General features: G+C 62.3%; 19 protein-coding genes. 9 read left to right on the forward strand and 10 right to left on the reverse strand.

What is annotated here, in order from left to right; all coding sequences use genetic code 11:
• Positions 1-61: 61 nt before the first annotated feature.
• Positions 62-763, forward strand: a complete 702-nt coding sequence (locus ABMA59_RS30590; protein ID WP_349009162.1) for an ABC transporter ATP-binding protein — start codon at positions 62-64, stop codon at positions 761-763.
• Between the two features lie 21 nt (positions 764-784).
• Here the strand turns inward: ABMA59_RS30590 and ABMA59_RS30595 are convergent, their stop codons facing one another.
• Both ABMA59_RS30595 and ABMA59_RS30600 read right to left on the reverse strand, forming a co-directional pair.
• On the reverse strand, positions 785-2,821 hold the full coding sequence (locus ABMA59_RS30595) for a capsular polysaccharide biosynthesis protein (protein ID WP_349009163.1): 2,037 nt from the start codon (positions 2,819-2,821) through the stop codon (positions 785-787).
• 111 nt (positions 2,822-2,932) lie between these two features.
• Entirely contained in the window at positions 2,933-6,028 is a 3,096-nt protein-coding gene (locus tag ABMA59_RS30600; RefSeq protein WP_349009164.1) for a hypothetical protein, read from the reverse strand.
• Between the two features lie 481 nt (positions 6,029-6,509).
• Here ABMA59_RS30600 and pseF point away from each other — a divergent pair, with 481 nt between their 5' ends.
• The 5 genes from pseF to pseI all read left to right on the forward strand — a co-directional run bounded on the left by pseF (position 6,510) and on the right by pseI (position 11,490).
• On the forward strand, positions 6,510-7,208 hold the full coding sequence (gene pseF / locus ABMA59_RS30605) for a pseudaminic acid cytidylyltransferase (protein WP_349009165.1): 699 nt from the start codon (positions 6,510-6,512) through the stop codon (positions 7,206-7,208).
• Positions 7,205-8,257: a PseG/SpsG family protein gene (locus tag ABMA59_RS30610; RefSeq protein WP_349009166.1), complete on the forward strand. Its 1,053-nt coding sequence runs from the start codon at positions 7,205-7,207 to the stop codon at positions 8,255-8,257. The genes pseF and ABMA59_RS30610 overlap by 4 nt, the downstream gene beginning before the upstream one ends.
• The gene (locus ABMA59_RS30615; protein WP_349009167.1) at positions 8,254-9,378 is read left to right on the forward strand and encodes an ATP-grasp domain-containing protein; all 1,125 of its coding nucleotides are present in this window, start codon (positions 8,254-8,256) and stop codon (positions 9,376-9,378) included. The genes ABMA59_RS30610 and ABMA59_RS30615 overlap by 4 nt, the downstream gene beginning before the upstream one ends.
• Positions 9,379-9,461: 83 nt before the next feature.
• On the forward strand, positions 9,462-10,370 hold the full coding sequence (locus ABMA59_RS30620; RefSeq protein ID WP_349009168.1) for an NAD-dependent epimerase/dehydratase family protein: 909 nt from the start codon (positions 9,462-9,464) through the stop codon (positions 10,368-10,370).
• 58 nt (positions 10,371-10,428) lie between these two features.
• Positions 10,429-11,490 carry a pseudaminic acid synthase gene (gene pseI, locus ABMA59_RS30625; RefSeq protein ID WP_308060088.1) on the forward strand — a complete coding sequence of 354 codons (1,062 nt, stop codon included), beginning with the start codon at positions 10,429-10,431 and terminating at the stop codon, positions 11,488-11,490.
• Positions 11,491-11,653: 163 nt separating this feature from the next.
• Here the strand turns inward: pseI and pseB are convergent, their stop codons facing one another.
• A complete protein-coding gene (pseB, locus tag ABMA59_RS30630; protein WP_349009169.1) occupies positions 11,654-12,676 on the reverse strand; it encodes a UDP-N-acetylglucosamine 4,6-dehydratase (inverting) in 1,023 nt (340 codons plus the stop codon).
• Positions 12,677-13,056: 380 nt separating this feature from the next.
• Here pseB and pseC point away from each other — a divergent pair, with 380 nt between their 5' ends.
• Together pseC and ABMA59_RS30640 are read left to right on the forward strand one after the other, a co-directional pair.
• Complete coding sequence (pseC, locus tag ABMA59_RS30635) at positions 13,057-14,250, forward strand: UDP-4-amino-4,6-dideoxy-N-acetyl-beta-L-altrosamine transaminase (protein WP_349009170.1); 1,194 nt, start codon at positions 13,057-13,059, stop codon at positions 14,248-14,250.
• A gap of 200 nt (positions 14,251-14,450) precedes the next feature.
• On the forward strand, positions 14,451-16,400 hold the full coding sequence (locus tag ABMA59_RS30640; protein WP_349009171.1) for a D-apionate lactonase family protein: 1,950 nt from the start codon (positions 14,451-14,453) through the stop codon (positions 16,398-16,400).
• Between the two features lie 181 nt (positions 16,401-16,581).
• On the opposite strand, the gene ABMA59_RS30645 is transcribed toward ABMA59_RS30640, so the two are convergent.
• The gene (locus ABMA59_RS30645; RefSeq protein WP_349009172.1) at positions 16,582-17,682 is read right to left on the reverse strand and encodes a saccharopine dehydrogenase family protein; all 1,101 of its coding nucleotides are present in this window, start codon (positions 17,680-17,682) and stop codon (positions 16,582-16,584) included.
• 124 nt (positions 17,683-17,806) lie between these two features.
• Here ABMA59_RS30645 and ABMA59_RS30650 point away from each other — a divergent pair, with 124 nt between their 5' ends.
• The gene (locus ABMA59_RS30650) at positions 17,807-18,238 is read left to right on the forward strand and encodes an Lrp/AsnC family transcriptional regulator (protein ID WP_349009173.1); all 432 of its coding nucleotides are present in this window, start codon (positions 17,807-17,809) and stop codon (positions 18,236-18,238) included.
• Between the two features lie 6 nt (positions 18,239-18,244).
• Here ABMA59_RS30650 and ABMA59_RS30655 read toward each other — a convergent pair whose 3' ends face one another.
• The 6 genes from ABMA59_RS30655 to ABMA59_RS30680 form a co-directional block, all read right to left on the reverse strand.
• Entirely contained in the window at positions 18,245-18,754 is a 510-nt protein-coding gene (locus tag ABMA59_RS30655) for a GFA family protein (protein ID WP_484534587.1), read from the reverse strand.
• Positions 18,711-19,193, reverse strand: a complete 483-nt coding sequence (locus tag ABMA59_RS30660; RefSeq protein WP_349009175.1) for a hypothetical protein — start codon at positions 19,191-19,193, stop codon at positions 18,711-18,713. Before ABMA59_RS30660 ends, ABMA59_RS30655 begins: the two co-directional genes overlap by 44 nt.
• Before the next feature lie 138 nt (positions 19,194-19,331).
• The gene (locus ABMA59_RS30665) at positions 19,332-20,405 is read right to left on the reverse strand and encodes a PAS domain S-box protein (protein ID WP_349009176.1); all 1,074 of its coding nucleotides are present in this window, start codon (positions 20,403-20,405) and stop codon (positions 19,332-19,334) included.
• Between the two features lie 12 nt (positions 20,406-20,417).
• Entirely contained in the window at positions 20,418-20,807 is a 390-nt protein-coding gene (locus tag ABMA59_RS30670) for a hypothetical protein (protein ID WP_349009177.1), read from the reverse strand.
• Positions 20,808-20,829: 22 nt separating this feature from the next.
• Positions 20,830-22,359, reverse strand: coding sequence for an autotransporter outer membrane beta-barrel domain-containing protein (locus ABMA59_RS30675; RefSeq protein WP_349009178.1), 1,530 nt, complete (start codon positions 22,357-22,359; stop codon positions 20,830-20,832).
• A gap of 69 nt (positions 22,360-22,428) precedes the next feature.
• Entirely contained in the window at positions 22,429-22,641 is a 213-nt protein-coding gene (locus tag ABMA59_RS30680; protein ID WP_349009179.1) for a hypothetical protein, read from the reverse strand.
• Between the last annotated feature and the right edge of the window lie 125 nt (positions 22,642-22,766).

The following is a 22,766-nucleotide window of genomic DNA, read 5'->3' on the forward strand; positions in this document are numbered from 1 at the left end:
GCGGTTTCCTTGCGTTGGTCGATGCCTTGGTCCGACAGGATCGAACTGAAGCTGTGAATTCATGATCCGACTGAACAACGTCGTAAAATCCTATCCTTTCTGGAGGGGACGCAAGACCGTGATCAAAGGCATCACGGCCGACTTCCTGCCAGGCAAGAACACGGCCATCATGGGCAGCAACGGGGCGGGCAAGTCGACGCTGATGCGCCTGCTGTCCGGTGCCGAAATGCCGGATTCCGGCACGGTCGAGCGGTCGTCGCGCGTCTCATGGCCGCTAGGCTTCAACGGCGGCCTGCATGGGTCGTTGACCGGCCGCGAAAACCTTGCCTTCGTTTCCCGCATCTACGGCCGCAACTATTCGGAACTGCTGGATTTCGTCGAGGATTTCGCCGAGATCGGCAATGCGATGAAGCAGCCGGTCAAGACTTATTCCAGCGGGATGAGGGCGCGCGTGGCATTCGGCATCTCAATGGCCATCCAGTTCGACTATTACCTGATCGACGAGGTCATCGCGGTCGGCGATCCTTCATTCAAGCGCAAGAGCAAACTCGTGCTGACGGAGAGGCTGAAGAATGCGACTGTCCTGTTGATCTCGCACAGCGCCTCGATCATGAAGGAATACTGCCAGCACGGTCTCGTGCTCGAAAACGGCCGGCTCCTCGAATTCTCCAGTCTTAATAAGGCGATCAAATATTACGAATCCTCCGGTACGATCAAACACGACCCGAGGGCAGCGGCGGCTACCGAAGTGATGGCGGAATGACGCGCTCGATCTCGCTGGTCGTTACCGGAAGCGCGACAAGGCTGTTTTCACAAACGTTTCGACTTTGACGGCCAGTCTCCACGCCTTGGCGGTGGGCGTCTCGTGTATGTCGCCTTTCTCCCGCCACATGACGAGATCCTCCACAGCCTGCTCCGCGGTGATGAAGCGGCCGGTGGTCCGGCTGACATAGGTCGGGTAGAGGATCAGGCTGCCGGCCACGAGTTCGTCGAGGGCAAGACGGCGTGTGCGCCTGGCGAGCGGCAGCATGTCGGTCGTCAGGCCCCAGCCTGAAAAGAACGGTTGTCCGTGACAGGTCACCCGCTTGCCGCGGATAAGCGCTTCGAAACCGGCGAGCGAGGTCAGCACATGCACCTCATCGACGCTCGAAAGCATCTGCACGATCGAAGCGTCGGTCACCACTTCGTTGGAGATTTCGGCCGCGCGCGCCTCGTCGATGCCAGGATCGCGGAGACCCGCCACCACGTCGGGATGTGGTTTGTAGACGATATAGGCGTCTGGCAGCATCCGGCGGACGGCGTGCAAAAGATCGATGTTGCGCCGGACGCCGGGTGCGCCAAAGCGGATCGAGGCGTCGTTTTCGACCTGTCCTGGTACGAGGACGACCTGGCGCGGCGTGTCGGGCCTCTTCCAGCGCTCGGCGCGCAAATTGTATTTGCTGAGTTGTTCGGCGACGAGCCGATCGCGCAGCGCGGCGGCTCTTCGCAGCAGGGCGGTGTCGAAGTGCGTTGATGCGAGGATCGTCTCAAGCGTCGAGGCAACGCTTGAATCGTAGTAGATTCCAACAGGATCGAGCGCCAGCGAAAGCGGGCGCCGCAACTCCGCGCCGAGACCGATGGAACGCAGGAAGCCATCCTCGACACGGATGAGCGGTGTGCCATCAGGCAATTCCTCGTCGGGAACGTTTCCCCAGATGGCAACGGTCGCTCCGGGCGGGATCGACGCCGCACGGTCGGAAAAATGAAGCTTCGATCCGGCGATGAAATCATGCAGTGCCGGCCTCTTCCAGTATGAGAACCCAAACGCATGTACGGTTGGAGGAAAGCGCGACCGCATCCGGCGCTGCAACGCGAGATGGTCGAGAACGGTCTCGACCTCGCAGCGTCTCCCGGCTTCCGGGTCGATGTAGCGTGGATAGGCGATAAGAGCGGCATACACCAACTGCTCGAGGCTTGCACCGTTGCGTCGCTCCGGGGTCGGCGCCTCGTCCTTGGTAAGACCCCAGCCGGCATAGAAAGGGACGCCGAAGCAGCGGACGGGCCGACCCCAGATAAGGGCCTCGAATCCCATCTGCGAGGTTACGGTGTAGACGGCCTCCGCCTTTTCGAGGATCGACGCGGCATGGCAGTCGGCGGACAACACCTGGACGCGTGGCAGCCGTGCAATATCCTGCAGGTCAAAATGCCCTTTCCGGCGGCGCGTGAGGGCGTCGGGATGAGTCTTCACCATGATCGTGCTGTCCGGGTTCTCGCGGATCGCGGCGTCGAGCATCCGGCGAAAGCTGGATATGTCGGCAAGCCCGTAGCGGATCGAATCGTCCTTGAAAGTCTGGTCGACCACCAGCACGAAGCGCTCCGGCAGCGTGCCGGAATAATCGCGCGCCTTGTTGTATTTGGAGACGCGGGCCTCCCGCCAGGCGGCTATCAGCCCTCGCGCCCGTTCGGACTGGTCCTGGGACAATGGCGTCGCGATCAGCCGCTCCAGTGCCGAAGGACCGGACGCATCGAAATAGATGCCGGTGTCGTCGACCACGACGGACAGAGGCGGCTCCTTGTGGCCTGAGCCGACAGAGCGCAGGAACCCGTCCTCCAGGCACAGGAACGGCAGGCCTGCCGCGGCCGCGGCTCGCCGCGCCCTCACGGAAGTCGGCTTTCTGCCCCATCCGGCGATCTGGTCGCACGTCTCCACGTTTCGGCGCCAGAGCGGGGTACTGAAACGCTTGAGATGAACGGTGTCGGCGTCGAGGAATTCGGATATCCGGGACAACCGCGTCAGACGGCGCGAGGCAAGTCCGATCGTCGGACGGTCGCGGACGCTCATGCGTGGCGAAAACGAGGTTTGATCAGATCGCGCGGATTCAGCGTCCGTAATTTCAGCGGCCGAATCGGACAGCCCAATGGTCTCAGAATTCACGCCTGAATCCAACGTCTCTTACTCGGCCGCTTTCAGATCTGGATTGCCGCTGCCTTTCGCCACGATCTCCTCGGTGAGCAATTCCACATTGCGGTCGCCCTGCAATTCATAACGCTCGATATCTTCCGGAAACCACCAAGGCGGATACACGATTTTGTTGGTGATCGGCCGGGCGTGGTATCGATAGTCCCGAGACGCGCCGCCGCTGCTCATCAGCGTAAGCCATGCGGCAGCACGTTCCCTCAAATCCGGCGCGACCAGCGCCCTTTGTTCGAAGCGCAGCAGATCCCGGAAATGCGGCCTGCTCGTCGGTACCGCGTGGCCGATCGGATAGTCGATCGGCGCGAAATGATTGGCGAGCACCGAGGGAATGCCGAGCACGCCCAGTTCGGCCGCGCTGGTGCCGTTGTAAATCACGCCAAGGTCGATCAGTCCGTCCAGATCGTGCAGATCGAACCAGCGATGGCCGAGAAGGATGACGTTGTCGGGCAGGTCCCCTTCAATGAGATCGGAAAACCATTCCGTCAGGAAAACGCCGATCTCGTTGCGCATCTCATGGGGATGGGGCTTGATGAGCAGCAGCGTGCCGCTCCCGCGCACCGACTCGATTGAATGGTTCAGCCAGTCTTTCATGCTCGAATGGGCGGGCCCGCCGTCAAAAGGGACGCCTGAATCGCAAACGACCTTGCCGAACAGGCAGGCGACCTTGCCGCCGGCTTCCCGCCACGAGAGGATACGCTTCATGCAGGCTTCCGCCTCCGGCAGGCGTTCGGCGAGCCCGGCCGTCGAGCGGCGCATTCTCGTGATGTCCTGCACGGAACGCAGCATCTCGGGCGCACGCGCCCTATTGGCGTGGTAAAATGCTTCAAACTCGACCGGGACTGGGAAACTTGCTGTACGCATCTGCGGGTGACGGGTCAGATTGCGCAACGCGGTCCTGGTCGAAACGGCCGACTTGAAGTTCACGAAATAATTTTCGTAGCCGTTGGACGAATGCACGCAGAAGAAATTGTCAGGATCCGCAATCTCCTGCAATCGGAACCGGACGATGGCGTCCGGCAGCCGCGATTGTTGAAGGACCACGAAGCCGCAGCGTGTGCCATGCGCGACCAGCGTATCCTTGGCGGCCTCCAGCACCGAGCAATAGGTTTTGGTCCAGCGAGTAAGGCGCTCGAGAACGCCGCGCAATGAGGGGCAGGTGTAGTCGACAGTGTAGCGGCGCCGGTTGATTGCCGCGTCTTCCCAAAGGACATGGTCGAGATCGAGCGCATTCCAGCGCAATTTTCCATGGAGGATGTCGGCTTCGAAACCAGAGACCGCGGGAAAATGATCGGCAACTTTGCGGTCGATCTGCCCCTCCAGGGTCATGCATCCCAGGAAACGGTCGATCTCGGCCACCCCAGTCGGTTCGAGCGGAAGGGCGCCTTTCGTAAGCGGGACAACCGCCCAGCCCCTCTTCTTCATCTCCATCAATACGACAAGCGGATACAGTCGCATCTGCACGAGGCCGCGCGCCGCCAGGAAAATCACCCCCTGTGGGGACCTGGGTTGCGGAATGCTGCCGTAGCGCTCCGCCGTCTCGGCCGCGAATTCGAGTTCGCCCGCGCGGCGGATTTGCGACCAACTGTAGTTGGCGTCGAGTGTGCCCGGCTGCCGTAACATGTTGGCATTCACCGTTCGTACCAGCTCCGCGGCACGCGCGAATTGTCCCTCTTGCTGAAGAATAGCCGCATATTGCGGGACACCGATCGAGGCTTTCCACCACGACGGCAGCCGATCGTAGATGGCATGCGCCAGATCGAAGCGCTGAACCCTGCGTGCCCAGATGAAGAATTCGCGGATATCCGCGTCGCCTTCCGGGTGGCGTTGGGACTTCGTTATGATCGCAATCGTCTCATCGACAAAGGCGTCGGATTTTTCGCCGACGAGCGCATGGCAGGCAGTCCATATGGCTGTCGCGGCGGCTGGCTTGTTTGCGAGGTAGAGCAGGGACCTTTCAAGCAGGGCGGCATCTTCAATTCGGCGCAATTGCCTGGCGAGTTGCAGCGCTTCGGCGAGCAATTTTGCCGTGGCCCGCATCGCCGTCCAGCTTTTGCGGCTATCGATGTAGGAGGGTTCAGCCAGCTTCCGCCATTCAGGTCCGATCTCCTCGAAGCAGGCCGAGGCAAGATTGTAGGGCGCGTGATAGTCGGCGATCCGCCTCAATCCTTCGCGCAGCATGTCCCGCAAGGCGCCGAACTTTTCGTGCAGCCGCTTTGCCTTGTCGAATTTGCGCTTGCAGATGTCGAGATAGCGGTCGTACTGGCGGCCTTGGAGGTATCGCTCCGAGAATACCAGTTGCTGGTCGTCGCCATGATCGGCCGATGCGCCATCGGATGTCTGTAGGTCCGCTGGGGAAGCCTCGGACTTTGCCCAGGCCGGTGTGTCGCCGCCGCTGCCGTCCGACCAGGTGGCTGCGTCCCGCGAGATGGTATCGATGACCCGCCACACCTTGTCCAACTGCTTGTAGCGCCGTCTGTTCCGCTCTGTCAGCAGGCCGGACGCGGCATCTTCCTGGCAGCGTCGGATTGCCGCCATGACGAAATCATGGGCCTCGGGGATATTGCCGTTTTTCGCCACGGAAGCGCTGTGCACGTAGATGAGAAAGGGACTGTCTGGATGTTTGGACAGTGCCTGCTCCGAGGCCACGATCAGTTGCGCTCGGCCTCCTTCCGACGAAAGCAATTCCAGAATCCGGCTCCCGGCCGAAAACGGCGCCGCGCGGGCAATGGTCTCGAACTCGGCCATTGCCGTCAGCAATTCCGGCAGGCCATCGCCGTTGGCGTCCAGGGCGCGAATCGCCGCCAGGCTTGCCTTGTAGAGTTTGCGCGTGCGCGCGAACGGAAGGAGGCCGAGCGAGATACGGACTGCGGACTGGATGCTGGGACGTGAATGCGCGCGTTTTGCAAGCCGCTGGATGACATGCTCATGCATCGAGCGCCATCCGTCATAGACCGTCAGTGCATGGTTCTCGATGCCGAGTTCGATCAGCATCCGGTTCCTGGCTGCGATGAACTGGGCGTGCCAGTCGCTCCGCACCCTGCTGGGCTTGGCCTTGCCGTCAATGGCTACCATCGGGTGCTCCGCCTGATGCGCGCAACTGCCGCAAAGCCGCTTTCATGCGTCTCGCGTATGCCCGATCTCCCTCTTTCCATCGAGCTGGGTTGCTTTCAGTCGCTGCGATCTCAGGTCTCACGACTACATATTCGATTCCGGCTGCCCGCTTGTGACAGCAGGCTTCAGGCCACAGGCGCGGTTCGGTCGACTGCCAACCATTATAACGATCCCGCGTCCCAACGGCGAGTGCTTAGTCATATCCTGCCGAATGTCAAACGTGGCGATCAGGACCATTCGTCCTGATGAATACTGAAAAGTGGGTCTCGACCCTTGGCGGCTACCGTTAGCCAAGCATTCGATGCGGAACTTGACGGCTCGAACATGCCCGGACTATGACTGCGCCGCCGTTGCGACCGGTGCTTCCCGGCGCTCACGACAGTCCGCGACGGCTTCCCGCGCTCGATCCAGCAGGGCGTCCAGCAGGCAGGAGACTTGGCCTTTGAGAGTTGCTGTCATTCCGGCGCGCGGCGGCAGCAAGCGGGTGCCGCGCAAGAATGTCAGGGTTTTTGCCGGCAAGCCGATGATCGCATGGGCGATCAAGGCTGCGGCTGATTCCGGGGTCTTCGACCACATCCTCGTTTCGACCGACGATGTGGAGATTCGCGACGTTGCCGTGGCCGCTGGCGCCGAGGCGCCGTTCCTGCGACCGGCGGAACTGTCAGACGACCACACCGGCACCCGAAAAGTCATCCAGCATGCGATAAGCGAGGCCGAGCGCGCGTTCGGCCTCGTTGAAGCGGTCTGCTGCATCTATGCGACAGCCGCCTTTGTTGAACCGGACGATCTCCGTCAGGGGCTCCAGCGGCTGACCGCCGACGGGCGTCAGTTCGCATTCTCCGCGACGGCCTATGCCTATCCGATCCAGCGTGCCTTGAGGCGCGCCGCGGGTGGCGGCGTCGAGATGTGCCAGCCGGAGCATCGCCTGACCCGCACCCAGGACCTGGAAGAGGTGTTTCACGACGCCGGACAGTTTTATTGGGGCAGGCGTGACGCCTTCCTCAGCGAAGAGCCGATGTTCGGCCCGCAGGCGGCGCCGGTCATGATCCCCAACTGGCGGGTCCACGACATCGACAACGAGGACGACTGGAAGCGCGCCGAGATGATGTTTTCCGCGCTCGGCAAGGGAGCGGCGGCGTGACGGACCGGCCCTCGGTCATATTCCGCTGCGACGTCAGTCCGGCGATCGGCATCGGCCATCTGATGCGCTCGCGCACTTTTGCCGGAGCGCTGTGCGACGCCGGTCAGACATGCGTCATGGTCGGGCCGTCGCTCGACTACTGCAACGAAAATGACAAGGTCCTGTTCGACGATTGGGTGCCGGTCCTGGATTGGCAATCCGGCACGAGCGACGCTCGGAACTTCGTCGAAATCGCACGCTCGCATGGCGCGCGCCGCGCGGTACTCGACGACTACCGGACGGACGAGCGCTTTCAGGAAGTGCTCAGGGACGAAGGGCTGATCTGGATGCAGCATTTCGATGCGAGCAAGCCGAACCGCTTCTGGGCGGACATGATCGTCCACGGCAGCCCTTCGGAAACCGCGGAGCGTTGGCGGCCCCATTTGCTCAATCCCCACTCCGAAATGCTGTTCGGCCCGAGCTTTTCGGTGCTGCGGCCGGAATTCCCGCCGCTCGAACTCCAGCCGGATGACAGAGAGGTCAGGACGATCCTTGTCTCCTTCGGCGGCGGCAATGATCAGGGCGCCGTCCTGCTGACGCTTAAGGCGCTGATCGGCCGGACGGCGCAAAATATCCGCTTCGCCGTCATGTCGGGGTCACGCAACCCCAATATCCCGGTCATCCAGGCTTGGATCGACGAACATGCCGGGGATCGCGTCACGCTGCATGTCGAGCCGAAGGATATCGCCGGCCTGTTCGCCAGTTGCGACCTGGCGATCCTCGGCGGCGGCATCAGCATCTACGAGGCGGCTGCCTGCGGGCTGCCAATGGTGGTGACGGCGCTTGCCGACAACCAGCTTCGCCAGTGCGATGCCTGGGAAAAGCTCGGCGCGGCGATCTTCCTCGGACGTGTCTCCGATCTCACCCCGGAACTGCTCGGCGACCGCGTCGTCTCTTTGATCGCAGACCGACCGCGCCGTGCCCAAATGACACGGGTCGGCAGGAATGCCGTCGATGGTCAGGGAGCCCGGCGGCTTGCCGAGCATTTGCTGAAGGACCGAAAGAAATGACGAACAACGCGGCCATCGTGCTTGGCGCCAATGCCGGCCAGGCGGATCTGATCCGCTACCTGAAGGAGCGCGGCTGGAACGTGACCGCCGTGTCCGGCAGGCAGGTCGGCGACCCCGGCGAGACGCTGGCGGACAGCTTCGTCAAGCTCGACATCAGGGATGTCGACGCCGTCTCCGCGCTGGCGCGCGAGAAGAAGGCGGAGATCGTCTATTCGATCTCGTCCGACGTTGCCATCACTGCTGCCACCGAGGTATCGGAAAAGCTTGGCCTGCCACATTTCTTCGACAGTGGCTTGGTCGATATCTTCAACAAGAAGCCGCTGCTGCGGGAATTCTTGAACAGCCGCAATCTGAGCCCCGTCGCCTTCGCGGAAGTGACCTCGGCGGACCAGGCGAGCGACTGGTCGGTGTTCCCCTGCGTGGTCAAGCCGACCGACGCGCAGGGCCAGCGCGGCGTCCAGAAAGTGTTCGAAAAGGCCCATCTTGCCGAAGCAATCGAGATCGCGATCGACGCCTGCAAGGAGCCGAAGAGCGCCATCATCGAGGCCTTTCTCGAAGGTGTCGAGATCTCCTGCAACGTGCTTGTCAGCGACGGCGAGCTTGTCGTCTCCGAGCTCTCCGAACGCCTCGTCCACACCGGCGCCAATTTCGGCATCCCGACCGGCCATCTGATCCCGATCGTCCATGTGCCGGAGCATTTCGTCAAGGAGGCCGGCAAGCTCGTCGAGGATGTCACTCGGGCGCTGGGCATCAAGGACGGCACGCTTTATTACCAGATGATCGTCACGCCCGAGGGACCGCGCATCGTCGAGATCGCGCCGCGACTCGACGGTTGCCATGTCTGGCGGCTGATCAAGGCGGCGCGCGACATCGATTTCCTCGACGGGGCGGTGCGGCGGCTGACGGGCGAATCGGTGGCCAGGCAGAACGGCCGCAACGATCCGGGCGCCGTCTACGAATTGATGTTCCAGCAGATGCCGCCCGGAAAGCCTTTCGACAAGACCGAGTTCCCGATTCCGGAAGACGCGCTCTATCACGAATACCGTTACCAGCAAGGCCAGCCGGTCGTGCCGGTGAACGGACGGCTGGAAGTAGTCGGCTACTACGTCAGGAAACGCTAAGGCGGTCGAAAAATCGCCTTTCTTCGGCGGTTGTTGCGCCTGCCCGGGCGGCTTTCTGTCCAGGTAGATGATCGGAGGCGACAATGAAGGTTGCGGTGACGGGCGCGTCCGGCTTCATCGGCCGCTATCTGGTCGAGACGCTGATCGGCGACGGGCACCAAGTGGTCGCTCTCGGCCGCGCTAATTCTGACAAGTCCGCCCGGGGCGGACTGACGGCGCTCAAGACCGACTATTCCGAGGAAAGCCTGAAGGCGGCGTTTGCTGGGGTCCAGGCCATCGTGCACCTGGCCGGGAGGCGAATGACCCGCGAGGACGAGCCCAACCGGTTGGCGCCATTCATGGAACCGAACGTGCTGGCGACGGAAAACCTGATGCGTGCTGCGAAGGCGGCCGGCGTCGGCAAGGTGGTGATCGCTTCGACCATCGCTGTCTATTCGGCAAAAAACGAGGTGCCTTATCGCGAGACCGAGGTGCCGCTGACGCTCAACGCCTACGGCCTCTCCAAGCTCATGGCCGAGCAATACGCCAACCTCTACGCGCCTACGGCCGGCGTCGTGCTCACCAACCTGCGCTTCGCCGCCGTCTACGGCCATGGTGAGAAAGGCACGCCAGCGTTGATGCGCTTCATAAACGAGGCCACGGAAAAACGCACACTGACACTGCAGGGCAACCGGCTGATCAGCATCGACCAGCTTTACGTGCGTGACGCGGTGGGCGCGGTGCTCGCCGCGCTTGACGACAAGAATGCCGGGGGCACCTTCAACATCGGCTGCGGCGACGCCTACAGCGTGGTGCAGATGGCCGAGACTGTGAATGCCGTCTTCGGCAATGCCGGCAATCTCGTCACCGAGAATTCGCATGAGGCGCCGGTGCGCAAGAATCGCATGGACATTGCGCACGCGGCTGCTGTTCTCGGCTGGCGGCCGCGTTACGGCCTTGCCGAGGGGCTCGCCGACTTTCTTGCGACACGCGAAAAAGCCTGCGATAGGTGACGCCGACCGAATGGGCGGTCTCCCTCCGCCCCAAAACCCCCGATTAGAGACAGAGATCATGGCCCGTCTGAAAGAACTTCTGTTTGCCGGTACCGAAAGGGCGAACGACCAGTCGCCCTTCATCATCGCCGAAATGTCCGGCAACCATAACGCCTCGCTGGACAAGGCGCTGGCGATCGTCGATGCCGCGGCCGCGTCGGGCGCCGATGCGCTGAAGCTGCAGACCTACACGCCCGACACCATGACGCTCGACGTCAAGGAGGGCGAGTTCGTCATCAACAATCCGTCCTCGCTGTGGGCGGGCCGCGACCTCTACAACCTCTACAAGGAAGCCCACACTCCCTGGGAATGGCACAAGCCGATCTTCGACCGCGCCAAGAGCCACGGTATGCTGGCCTTCAGCTCGGCCTTCGACGACACGTCGGTGGATTTCTTGGAGACGCTGGACGTGCCCTGCTACAAGGTGGCGTCGTTCGAATGCGTCGACATCCCGCTGATCAAGAAGGTGGCGTCCACCGGCAAGCCGATGATCATCTCCACCGGCATGGCCACCATCGCCGAGATCGACGACGCGGTGACGGCGGCGCGCGGCGCCGGCTGCAAACATCTCGTGCTGTTGAAGTGCACCAGCTCCTATCCGGCCTCGCCGGAAAACTCCAACCTGCGGACCATCCCGCACCTGGCAAAGCTGTTCGACTGCGAGGCCGGGCTGTCCGACCATACGCTGGGCATCGGCGCCGCCGTTGCCGCCACCGCGCTGGGGGCAGGGGTGATCGAAAAGCACTTCATCATGTCGCGCGCCGAGGGCGGCGTCGATTCGGCCTTCTCGCTGGAGCCGCAGGAGTTCACGGCGCTTGTCGATGGTGTGAAGGTCGCGCAGGCCGCACTCGGCTCGATCTTCTACGGCGCCACGGAATCGGAGCAGAAGGGCCGCACGCGCCGCCGCTCGCTTTACGTGACCAAGGACATCGAGGCCGGAGGCGAGATTTCCGCCGACAACATCCGTAGCATCCGGCCGGGCCTTGGCCTGGCGCCGAAATTCTACGATACGCTGCTCGGCCGCCGTGTCTCCAAGCCGGTCAAGAAGGGCACGCCGGTAAGCTGGGATCTTCTGGGTTGAGGCTTTCAAAGCCAGCCGAAAAACCGAACTGAAAAATGACCCGGCGGCATCGTGCCGCTGGGTTTTTTCATGCCCGCCGGCGTTCTGCGTCCAATCATCGCAGGCAAGCAAAAAGGCCGCCCGGAAACCGGACGGCCTTCGAAAAAGCGATGCTTTGTGCGAATCAGTAGCCGGCTTCGGCGAGCAGTTTGCGCAGCCCGTTGTCGTCCAGCACGTCGGGGTTGGTGTCACTGGAATAGGTGAAGCGATCCGCCACAGCGGTCGCGCCCATTGTCTCCTTCAGCGACTTGCGCGCGAAATCGTCGAACGCCGGCTCGATCGCATATCGGCTGCCGAGGTCGACGGTGATGTAGGCGTCGTCGACCGAGATCATCACTTCGTGCAGCTTCTCGCCCGGACGGATGCCGACGGTGTGGGTCTTGCAGTTCGGCGCGATCACATTGGCGAGCTGCATGATGTTCACGCTCGGAATCTTCGGCACGAAGATCTCGCCGCCCTGCATGATCGGGAAGCTGGAGAGCACGAAGTCGACGCCCTGCTCCAGCGTGATCCAGAAACGGGTCATGCGCTCGTCGGTGATCGGAATGTCGGCGTTCTGCTTGGCGAGCGCGGCGAAGAACGGCACGACCGAGCCGCGCGAACCGATGACGTTGCCGTAGCGCACGACAGCGAAGCGGGTCCGGCGGTTGCGGCCGACCAGGTTGTTGGCGGCCACGAACGACTTGTCGGAAGCCAGCTTGGTAGCGCCGTAGAGGTTGATCGGGTTGCAGGCCTTGTCGGTGGAGAGCGCGACGACCTTTTCCACATCATTGTCCAGGGCAGCGGCGATAACATTCTCGGCGCCCATGATGTTGGTCTTGATGCACTCCATCGGATTGTATTCGGCGGCCGGCACCTGCTTCAGCGCGGCTGCGTGGACGACATAGTCCATGTTGCGCATGGCCATGCGCAGGCGGTCCTGGTCGCGGACGTCGCCGATGAAGAAGCGCAGCGAGTGCAGCTTCTCGGCGGGGAACTTCTGGCGCAGCGCCTGCTGCATCTCATACTGCTTCAGTTCGTCACGCGAATAAACGACGATCCGGTCGGGGGTGCTGGTGGAGAGGACCCTGTTGATGAAGGCCCTGCCGAAAGAACCGGTACCTCCGGTCACAAGGATGTTCCGGCTATTCAGGTCTACAAGTTGCATTCTCTATCTCGCTGGTTCGGCAAGCGTCGGCGTTTTCGCAGTCCGCTTGCTCCGATTCTGAACGTTGATTAAGGGTGCCCCAAAACCCGAAGAGACGAATGGCGCCGTTCAACAGCGGGCGGCAGCCAAAGTCAATATGTTGCGTTGCAGAAGATGAAAGTTGGAAACCCCGGCGTGCAACTTCCCCGCGATGACCGTCTTTTGTGCCTCCCGGAGCAGCTTGACGCGCGCCGATAGTGCGGCAATAGTCCGGCCGCTTTTGGGGCGTGCCACAATTCCGGCCAAACGCTCATCTCCTTGTCGGATTGGTCGGGGCGATTCCTCTCGACACTTCTGAAGCCAACAAAACAGTTTGCCCCACCTACGGCGGAGTCTTTTGAATGTTACCTTATGGCCGGCAGTCTATCAGCGAGGATGACATCCAGGCGGTCGTCAATGTCCTGCGGGGCGATTTCCTCACCACCGGCCCAGCCGTCGGCGTATTTGAGGAAGCGCTGGCGAAATTCATCGGCGTAAAACATGCCATTGCCTGCGCAAACGGTACGGCTGCGCTGCATCTTGCAAGCATGGCGCTCGGCCTGAAGCCCGGCGACCAAGTCATCGTCCCCTCGATCTCCTTCGTCGCGACCGCGAACGGACCGCGCTATGTCGGCGCCGACGTAATTTTCGCTGACGTCGATCCCGATACGGCGCTGATTACGCCTGCCGCTCTGGAGGAAGCGATTTCCCGCGCCGATCCGAAGCGGCTGAAGGCGGTGTTCGTCGTCCACATGGGCGGCAACCCGGTGCCGATGGCCGAGATCTCTAAGATAGCGCGCGCTCACGGCCTGAAGATCGTTGAGGACGCCTGCCATGCGCTTGGCACCGAATCCACCGCCGACCAGCCGTGGAATGTCGGCGACTGCACCTATTCCGACATGGCCGTCTTCTCCTTTCACCCGGTCAAGACCATCACCACCGGCGAAGGTGGCGCGATCACCACCAATGACGACAAGATGGCGCGCCAGTTGCGTCTGGAACGCAACCATGGCTTGGAGCGCGAGCGGGAAGGGTTCGGCAATGCCGCGCTCGCCTTCGACACCGACGGTGCGACCAACCCTTGGTACCACGAGCTGCGCACGCTCGGCTTCAATTACCGCCTGACCGACTTCCAGGCCGCGCTCGGCCTTTCCCAGCTCGGCCGCCTGCCTGAATTCCTCGAACGCCGGCGTGCGCTCACTGCCCGCTATCGCGAAGCCTTCGCCAGGCTGAACAGCGACACGCTGCGTCTGGTCGAGGCTCCGAAGGGCAGCAATTCCGCACTGCATCTGATGGTCGCGCTGGTCGATTTCGAGGGCATTGGCACAAGCCGCGCAAAGTTTATGAACAAGCTTCGTGAGAAGGGCGTCGGCACGCAGGTTCACTATATCCCGATCCACCGCCAGCCTTATTATGTCGAAGCTTCCGCTTCACCGGAACTGCCGGGCGCCGACCGCTACTATGCCCGCTGCCTGTCACTGCCTCTCTATCCTGACATGAAGGATGAGGATGTCGATACGGTGGTAGAGACGCTGCAAGCCGTTGCCGCCGGCTGATCGTCTTTTCCGCAGGCCCGATCTGATTGATTGGCCACAAGGCCGCGAGGGCTGAAATCCTTCGCGGCCTTGCCGCGTCATCTGCTGGAAAAACGGCCGCAACCGGCCATTCTCCATTCCGACGCCTTGCAGGCGGCTTTCCAACGCTGTTTTATGCGCGGCGTCACGCTGAACGCGCCGTCGGGGAGGGGGCTCGGACCATGGTCGACCGCAACGTGCTTCTATACGGAACCACCGAACCTCTTCCGGAGACTTTTGAACTCAAGGCAGGACCTGTAACCGCGACGTTTGATGCGGGCCAGTTGCGGTGGATCAGGCTCGGCGGGGTCGAGGTGATTCGCGCAATCTCGTTCCTCATCCGCGACCGCAACTGGAGCACCGCGATCCCGCAGATCGACAATCTGAAGCTCGATCAAGGTGAAAACGGTTTCTCGCTCGAATTCGACGCACGCTGCCCGACCATCGATGGCGACTTCGTCTGGCACGGCTCCTATCGCGGCGAGGCCGACGGCTCGCTGACCCTGGTCGGCAAGGGTCGGCCTGAAAAGGATTTCGTCACCTGCCGCACCGGTTTCGTCATCCTGCATCCGCTGCGCGGCGTCGTCGGCGAGCCAATGACCGTCGAGCATGTCGACGGTTCGATCGAGGAGGCGGTGGTGCCGGCGGAGATCGTTCCGGACCAGCCCTATCTGCTCGTCCGCGCGATGACGCATTCGCCGCTGCCGGGCGTCAGGGCGACGATCCGCATGGAGGGCGATAGCTGGGAGACGGAAGATCACCGCAACTGGACCGACGCTTCGCTGAAGACCTATAGCAGGCCGCTTTTTCTTCCCTGGCCTTACACGATCCCCGGGGGCGAGGAGGTTTCCCAGTCGGTCAGCTTGCGCTTTTCCGGCAAGCTTCCGGCAAAACCCGCCCAAGCCGGCCCTGTGGCCGTAAACCTTGGCAACGAGGCAGGCGCGATGCCGGAGATCGGCATCAGCGTACTGCCGGAAGATGCGGAGCTTGCGGCGAGCGCGTCGGCGCTGGTCAAGCAGGCCTCGGTATCGCATCTCAACTGCCGGCTCGACCTACGCTCGGCCGCATGGCAGGAGCCGCTGGTGCACTACCGCAGGCTAGCCGACGTTACCGGCGCGAAGCTGGCGCTTGAGATCATCCTTCGAGGAGACCCGGAGCCGGCCGTCGAATTGGCGCCGGTGGCGGCTGCCATCCGCGAGGCCGGCCTGTCCCCCGCGGCGGTTGTGGTCACGCCAGCGGCAGACCTCGTCTCCTATCCGCCGGGACGTCCCTTTCCGGCAGGCATTCCGAGCTTCGAGGCGGTCGCTGCAGCCGCGCGCGCGGCATTTCCCGGCGCGCGCATCGGCGGCGGCATGCTCTCCAATTTCACCGAACTCAACCGCAAGCGCCCGCCGCGCGGCGTCTTCGATTTCATCACCCACGCCACGTCGAGCGTGGTGCATGCCGCCGACGACCGTTCGGTGATGGAGACGCTCGAATCGATCGGCCATATTGTTCACTCCACCAAAAAGCTCACCGGCGGCGAGCCCTACCGGATCGGTCCTTCGCACATCGGCAACAGCTTTAACCCCTATGGCTCGCGAGTGACGCCCAACCCGGATAATGGCCGCGTCACCATGGCGCGTGTCGAGCCGAGGCATCGCGGCCTGTTCGGCGCGGCGTGGCATCTGGGCTTCTTGTCGCAGGCAGCGAATGGGGGTGTCGAGGCTGCGACTGTCGCATCGCCCGCCGGTGAGTTCGGCATCGCCTATCGCAAGTTGGCGCACGCCCAGCCCTGGTTCGACGAAGCCGCCTCCCCACAGGTCTATCCATTGTATCACGTGATTGCCGGTATCGCCGCCGGCGCCGGCAGGCCGCGCACCGAGGTCTCGTCGGGCGATACTGACCGCATCCGGGCCGTGGCGTGGAAGGATGCGGGCGTCACGCATCTCTGGCTTGCCAACACGTCGGATGGCATCGTCGATGTGTCGGTGCAGGGCACGTCTGGCAGCGCAACGTTAGCCGTCCTCGACGAAGCGGGCTTCGAGGGGGCAGCCAGCGACCTGGATTTCATGTCCAAAGGCACGCCGTTCGCCGGCGGGACGATCAATCTCGGCGCATTCGCCGTCGCCCGTCTCAGCTTCGGTAGCTGATCGGACTACGGTCCGAAGGCCTACCTGCCGGATCGGCCAGGCACGGCCGGCTGTCTGCTGTCTTCGGCTTGCGGCCACCGTGCAAGGGGGAAGGGGATGTCATCGCGTAGAAAGCAATGACCGAGCGCTCTCGGGCGCCCTTACTCCCTTCCCCCTCGCAACTAGGCGCTCCCCAGAGCTTTCAGCCAGCGGCGCGCAGGCGCGGCTGGGTGGCGTAGTATCGCCCGAACCGGTTGGCGAGGAAGCTGTCGAGCGAGATCTCCTCCTGCCGGACAAAACCGCGGTCGCGCAGCTTTCCGTCGGCGAGCATGTCGAGAACCGCACAGATGCTGGCCGCCGTGGTGATCTGGATGGCGCTGTAGAGCCTGCCGGAAATGACCTCGCTGTAGACCTTGTTGGCGTAGGTCTCCTGCACGAGGCGTCCGTCCTTGTGGCCGGTGACGGTGACAAAGATGACCACGACGTCCTGGTTAGTCGAAGGCAGGGCCTTTTCCAGAATGTCCTTCAGCACGTCTCGGCGATGGCGCAGGTCAAGGTCGTTGAGCAGCGCCTTCATGATGGTGGCATGGCCGGGATAGCGGATGGTGCGGTAGTTCAGCGTGCGCACCTTGCCGTCTAGCGTCTCGCACAGTGTGCCGAGCCCGCCAGACGTGTTGAAAGCCTCGTAGGTCACGCCGTCCAGCGCGAATTCCTCGAGTTCCTCCATTGCCGGCACCTTGGTCAACCGGCCCTCGACGATCGCCTCGCAAGGCTCGATATATTCGTTGATGACGCCGTCCGTGCTCCAGGTCAGGTTATAGTTGAGCGCGTTGGACGGATATTGCGGCAGCGCGCCGACGCGCATCCTTACCGTGTCCAGCGTGTCGAAGCGGTCGACAAGGTCTTTTGCGACGATCGAAATGAAGCCCGGGGCGAGACCGCATTGCGGGATGAAGGCGGTTTTCGCGCCGGTGGCGATTTCCTTGACGCGCTTGGTGGATTCGACGTCCTCGGTCAGGTCGAGATAATGGACGCTCGCGGCTGCGGCCGCCTCGGCGATCGTCGTTGTCAGATGGAAGGGAGCGGCGCTGAGCACGGCGAATTTGCCAGCCATCAAGGTTTCAAGCGCCACCTTGTCGGCGATGTCGATCGCCACCGTCGAGATGGCCTTGTGCGGCTCGATGCGGTCGAGTTGTTCCTGTTGCCGGTCGGCCAGGATGACGTGATAGTCGCCGGACCCGGCGAGCAGCCTTGCTATGGTAGAGCCGATCTTGCCGGCGCCGATCACGATCACGTCTTTCATATCTGCCTCCGCGAGCCGCTTGTTCTGAGAGGCATGATATCCCGCATGGCGATGTCGGATGAAAGCGCCAAGCTGATCGGATTGCCGTATCCTTTTCGGCAATCCGCCGTTAGGATTGGACGAAATGACGACGACCGACAAAGACCGCCAGCTGCTGGCGTTGCTCAGCGAGAACGCGCGCGCCTCGACCTCAGAATTGGCGCGCGGCCTGGGTCTGTCGCGGACCACGGTGCAGGCGCGCATCGAACGGCTGGAGCGTGACGGCGTCATCACCGGCTATGGGGTTCGCCTGTCGGACGAGTTCGAGCGAAACATCGTCAAGGCCCATGTGCTGATCACTGCCGGTCCGAAGGCGGTGGCACGGGTCACGGCCGAGCTTGCCGCAATTCCGGAAGTCCGCACGCTTCATTCGGTGAGCGGCAGCTTCGACCTTATTGCTATTGTCGCCGCTCAGTCGATCGCCGAACTGGACCACCTGATCGACCGGATCGGTCAACTGCAAGGAGTGGAACGCACGCTGTCGTCAATTATCCTGTCGACCCGCATCAGCCGATAAATCGCGTCAGCCCTTCTTGGCGTCTTCGGCGACCGTGCGTGACGCTTGCCGCCAATCCCCTGCCTCGCCCGTGCGGTCCTTTTCGAAAAGATCCGTCCACGGCATCTCGGGCAACCACCCTTCGCGCCGGCAAACCCAGAGCTCATAGGTGGGGATCAGGTCGGTCGGCGCGTCGTCCAGACTTCCGAGCATGATCTCAGCCTCGTCCGGGCCGAGCGAGAACAGCGGCGATCCGCAATTCACGCAAAAGCTGCGGCCCTGATAAGTGCCCACATGCCCTTTGGCGTCGAACGCCGGACGCGGCCAGATCGCGAAAACCGCGAAAGCCGACCCGCTGGAAGCGCGACAGTCCTTGCAGTGACAGAGGCCGACCCGGTTTGGCTGTCCGCTTACGCTAAAGCGCACCTCGCCGCACATGCATCCGCCGGTGCGAACAGTGCTTCTTCCAAGGGTATCGCTCATAGGACTGTCTTCAGGCCGGTTTCGTCTGCGCGTCGCGCTTGCGGCGCAACACATCCTCGACTCCTTCGAGTTTCTTCGACCTGCCCGAAATCGCGGTCGATACCACCGCTGGCGGATCGCTGGCGGGAAACGAATCTTCCAGCCCATGCTGAAGCTGCTCCTCGAGCGTCTCCGGATTTTCCGACCGTCCCGGCGTGCGCCGCGACTGGATGTCTTCCTCCGGCTTCCGTGATTCGGGGTGGTTCCGGACTTCGCTCAGGGCAGTGTAGAGGCGGTGGATGGCATGCTCTTTCATTGCCGCGAAATCCGGGTCGTCACCCTCCATGGAGTCCAGCCGATCCACCATCTGTCGCTCGAATTTGTCGAGACAACTGGTGGTGTGGGTCTGGCAAAGTCGCCGAAGTGCTTCGTGGAGCAGAAGAGGTTCCAGATGGTAGGCAGCCTTCAATTCGACAACCGCGACCTCTTTGGTTTCGATATCCGTGCCCGTCATGACGCTCTCCAATCGTCAGGCAGTTGTCCTCAAATAACTGCAGCGACGGATCGGAGTTCCACTTGCGTTGCTGTTTCCCGGCCAGTCGACATAATCCCGAGAGGCTGTTTCGGGTCCATGGCTGTGGCAACAGCCTGATCAAACCGGGTCGTCTCCCATTTCCGACACCGGAGACACGATGACCGCTTCGTACGGCGCGGTTAGCGACCATCGCACATGGCCCGGCGACCGTTCGAGGATTGCAGCGCCATCCACGGCCTGCGGCGCAACCCGCTTCAGAACGACTGTGCCGAAGCCGCTGCGTGAGCTGTCCTCCCGCCTGTCGACCTTGCGCGGAATGGCAGTCTCCTCCCAGTTCAGCAGGAATTCGCGCCGGCCTGCCAGGTTGGTGGCCACCTGCCAACTGATGGCGATCCGCCCCACCTCGCTCGACAAGGCCCCATATTTGGACGAATTGGTCCCCAACTCGTGGAACGCCATGCCGATATGCTGGACGGCATTGGGCTGCAGCGTCAGCAGCGGCCCGGACAGCGAGATCTGGTCCTCATGGCCGAACGGCTTCAGATGCTCCTGGATCACGTCGAAAAGGCTGGCGCCCGACCATTCCGACGTAACAAGCAGGTCATGCGAACGCGACAGCGCCATGATCCGGTCGCGCACGCGGCGCTCGAAATCCTCTGGGCTGATCGAGTGCTTGTTGGTTTCCCGGATGATGGAGAGGATGACGGCGAACTGGTTTTTGACGCGGTGGTTCACCTCCCGCATCAACATGCGGATGCGGCGCTCGCTTTCCTTCGCCTGCGTGATGTCCCGTGCAATTTTTGAAGCCCCGACAATTTCGCCGTCGCGGTTCTTGATCGGCGACACGGTCAGCGACACCGATATCAGCGTGCCGTCCTTGCGCCGCCGCACCGTTTCGTAACTCGCGACCCGCTCACCTTTCTTGACGCGGGCGATGATGTCGACCTCTTCGCCGCGAAGGCGGTCGGGTATCAGCATCAGGATCGACTGCCCGACCGCTTCTTCCGCCGTGTAGCCGAAAAGCCGCTCGGCGGCATGGTTCCAACTGGTGACGACGCTGTTGAGGTCCTTGCTGATGATCGCGTCGAACGACGAATCGACGATCGCTGCGAGTCGTGAGTCGGCATCGGCGCCGGTGCGAGGGACTATGCTGACGATCTCGGCCATGATCCAACGTATCAGTCCGATCATGCGCGGACAATTTCATTTGACATGTCTCCGATGGGGATCGCCGGAAAGTGCCGGCGTCCGGAAGAGCACCGTCGGATTGCCGTAAGTTCCCATCTCGTCCGCCTGTCGAGTCCAGGCAACGACATCCGGATATTTCATCGACAGCGCCATTGCGGTGCGGATTGCGCATTCTTCGTTCTGCTGTTCGGCCGGCCCGAAGATCGGCTGAAGGTTGCCATGTTCGTCCGGGTCGAAGGCAACGACCATGATCAGTTTTGGCATCGGGGTCGGATCACTTTGTTCACGCAGCTGATGCTCCGTTCCTTGGGCGACGTTTGCTAACGAAACCGCGCCGGAAAACCGCGGCGGAGGAATGCGAAGGAAAAGAAAGCGTGGAAGGCGGGACGGGAAACCGCCTTCCACGCGCTGACGGGTTGCGCTCCCGTCAGATCACCACGAGGTCGGCATGGGTGAGGTTGGGAATGCCGGCCAGTGTGGCGAATTTGATATTGCCGAACGCTGTCCCGGAACCGTCCGCGTCGTAGTAGAGCGCGCCGGTCTCGGAATTGTAGATGATGCGGTCGTTGAAATCCTTCGGTGCGGCCGCGATGTCCTTGAAGGCGTCGACATGCAGCGCGCCGATCGGCAACACGCCGAAGACCGCCGAGTCGAGATAGATGGTGTCGTCGGCGATGCTGAAATCGCCGATAGTGCTGACATTGTTTGCGCCGAGCGGCGAGATAAACGCGAAGAAGTCGGCGCCGCCGAGACCAAAAAGCGTGTCCAGCCCGCCCCGGCCGGCAATGATGTTGGACCCTGCGTTGCCGATGATCTTCTGTCCGAATTCGTTGCCGGCAAGGTCGATCCCAAGCGTGCTGGACGAACCGTTCGTGGTTAGAATCTCGACCTGAACGCCTGAGCTAAGCGCGTAGTCGACGCCGGCCATGACACGGTCGGCGTTTCCGCCGTCCGCGCCTTCGACCACCGTCGTCCCTGAAGAGTAGACCTGGTAGGTATCGTTGCCTGCAAGCCCGCGTAGCGTGTCGACCGCGCCGCCCCCGTCCCGAAGCATGTTGCTGCCGGCATTGCCGACGATATCCTGATGCAGCGCGTTGCCGGTCAGGTCGATATTCGTGGTGCCCTCCTGATCGGCTGTCGTCAGTATTTCAACTCCGACGCCGGAAGCCAGTGTGTAGCTGATGCTCGCCATCACCGTGTCCGCGTTGCCTTGCCCGGCAATCTCGCGGATCGCCGTGGCCGTGCTGTCGATCCGGTAGGTGTCGTTGCCACCCAGTCCGATCAGCACGTCGCCGGCCCCGCCGCCGTCGGCGAGCACATTCGCACCGGCATTACCGTGGATGGTCTGCGACAGTTCGTTGCCGGTCAGGTTGATCGCGGCGGTGTCCGTGGAGCCGTTGGTCGTCAGCCGCTCGACACCGACACCCGCAGCCAGCAGGTAGGAGACGCCGGCCGCAACACGGTCGTTGATGCCGCCGCCCGCCGCCTCTAACACTTTCGTGTCGGCGCTGTAGACGCGATAAAGGTCACTGCCTCCGCCGCCCTCGAACATGTCGCCCGCCCCTTCGGAGCGGAATTCGTCGGCGAACGCCGAGCCGAAGACGAGATCGACCGCCGAAGTACCGGCAAAGTCGGCTGCCGCGTCGAACAGTGCGACATTGAATTGCCGCTCGATTGCCGCCCCACCGATATTGTCGTTCACAAAATAGCTGGCGGTTGTGTTCATGCCTGGCGTCAGCGTGGCAACGAATTGCAAGTCCATCGACCGGTCCGCTGTCTGCCGGAGATAGTCACGGTCCCCGCCGATTTCCGCACCTATCTCGCCATCCCACTGGAAGACGCCACTCTCGTCCTCGAAGCCGGTCAGATCGTAATGAAAGGTCGCGGCAAGCTGGTCACCGCTGCGCCCAAGCGAGAATGCGGCTGACATGCCGGATACGAACTGATTTACGATCATGACATTCTCCTTTCTATCGCGCCCGCTAAAGACAGATGCGCGCCCGGTGCCCGAAGTGGCAGGCGCCGGCTATTCCCGTCCCTTCCAGCCGTGCAGGAAATCGAAAGCCTCCAGCCCGTCCGGCCGTTGGACCGGATGCAGGGCTGCGTCCTGGGTGTCCTCAACGTCAGGCAGGACGTTGCGGCGCGAGGAGGAATTCGAGGCAAGCAGGCTCCAAAGCGCGAAGGAAGCGCGTGATGCGTCCACTGCCAGATTGGCTGTCGTGAAGATTGCCGTGCGCATCCAATTTCTCCCAATTGGCATGTCGAGTTTGGTCCTGCCTCGTCGGGCTGCTCACGAATGCCCTTGCAGGCGTTGTCAAAAACCATGAGGCAAGGTTCGGCGTGGAGAGCGGAACGGGAATCTGC

This window comes from Mesorhizobium yinganensis (genome assembly GCF_040081985.1).
Classification (GTDB): domain Bacteria; phylum Pseudomonadota; class Alphaproteobacteria; order Rhizobiales; family Rhizobiaceae; genus Kumtagia; species Kumtagia yinganensis.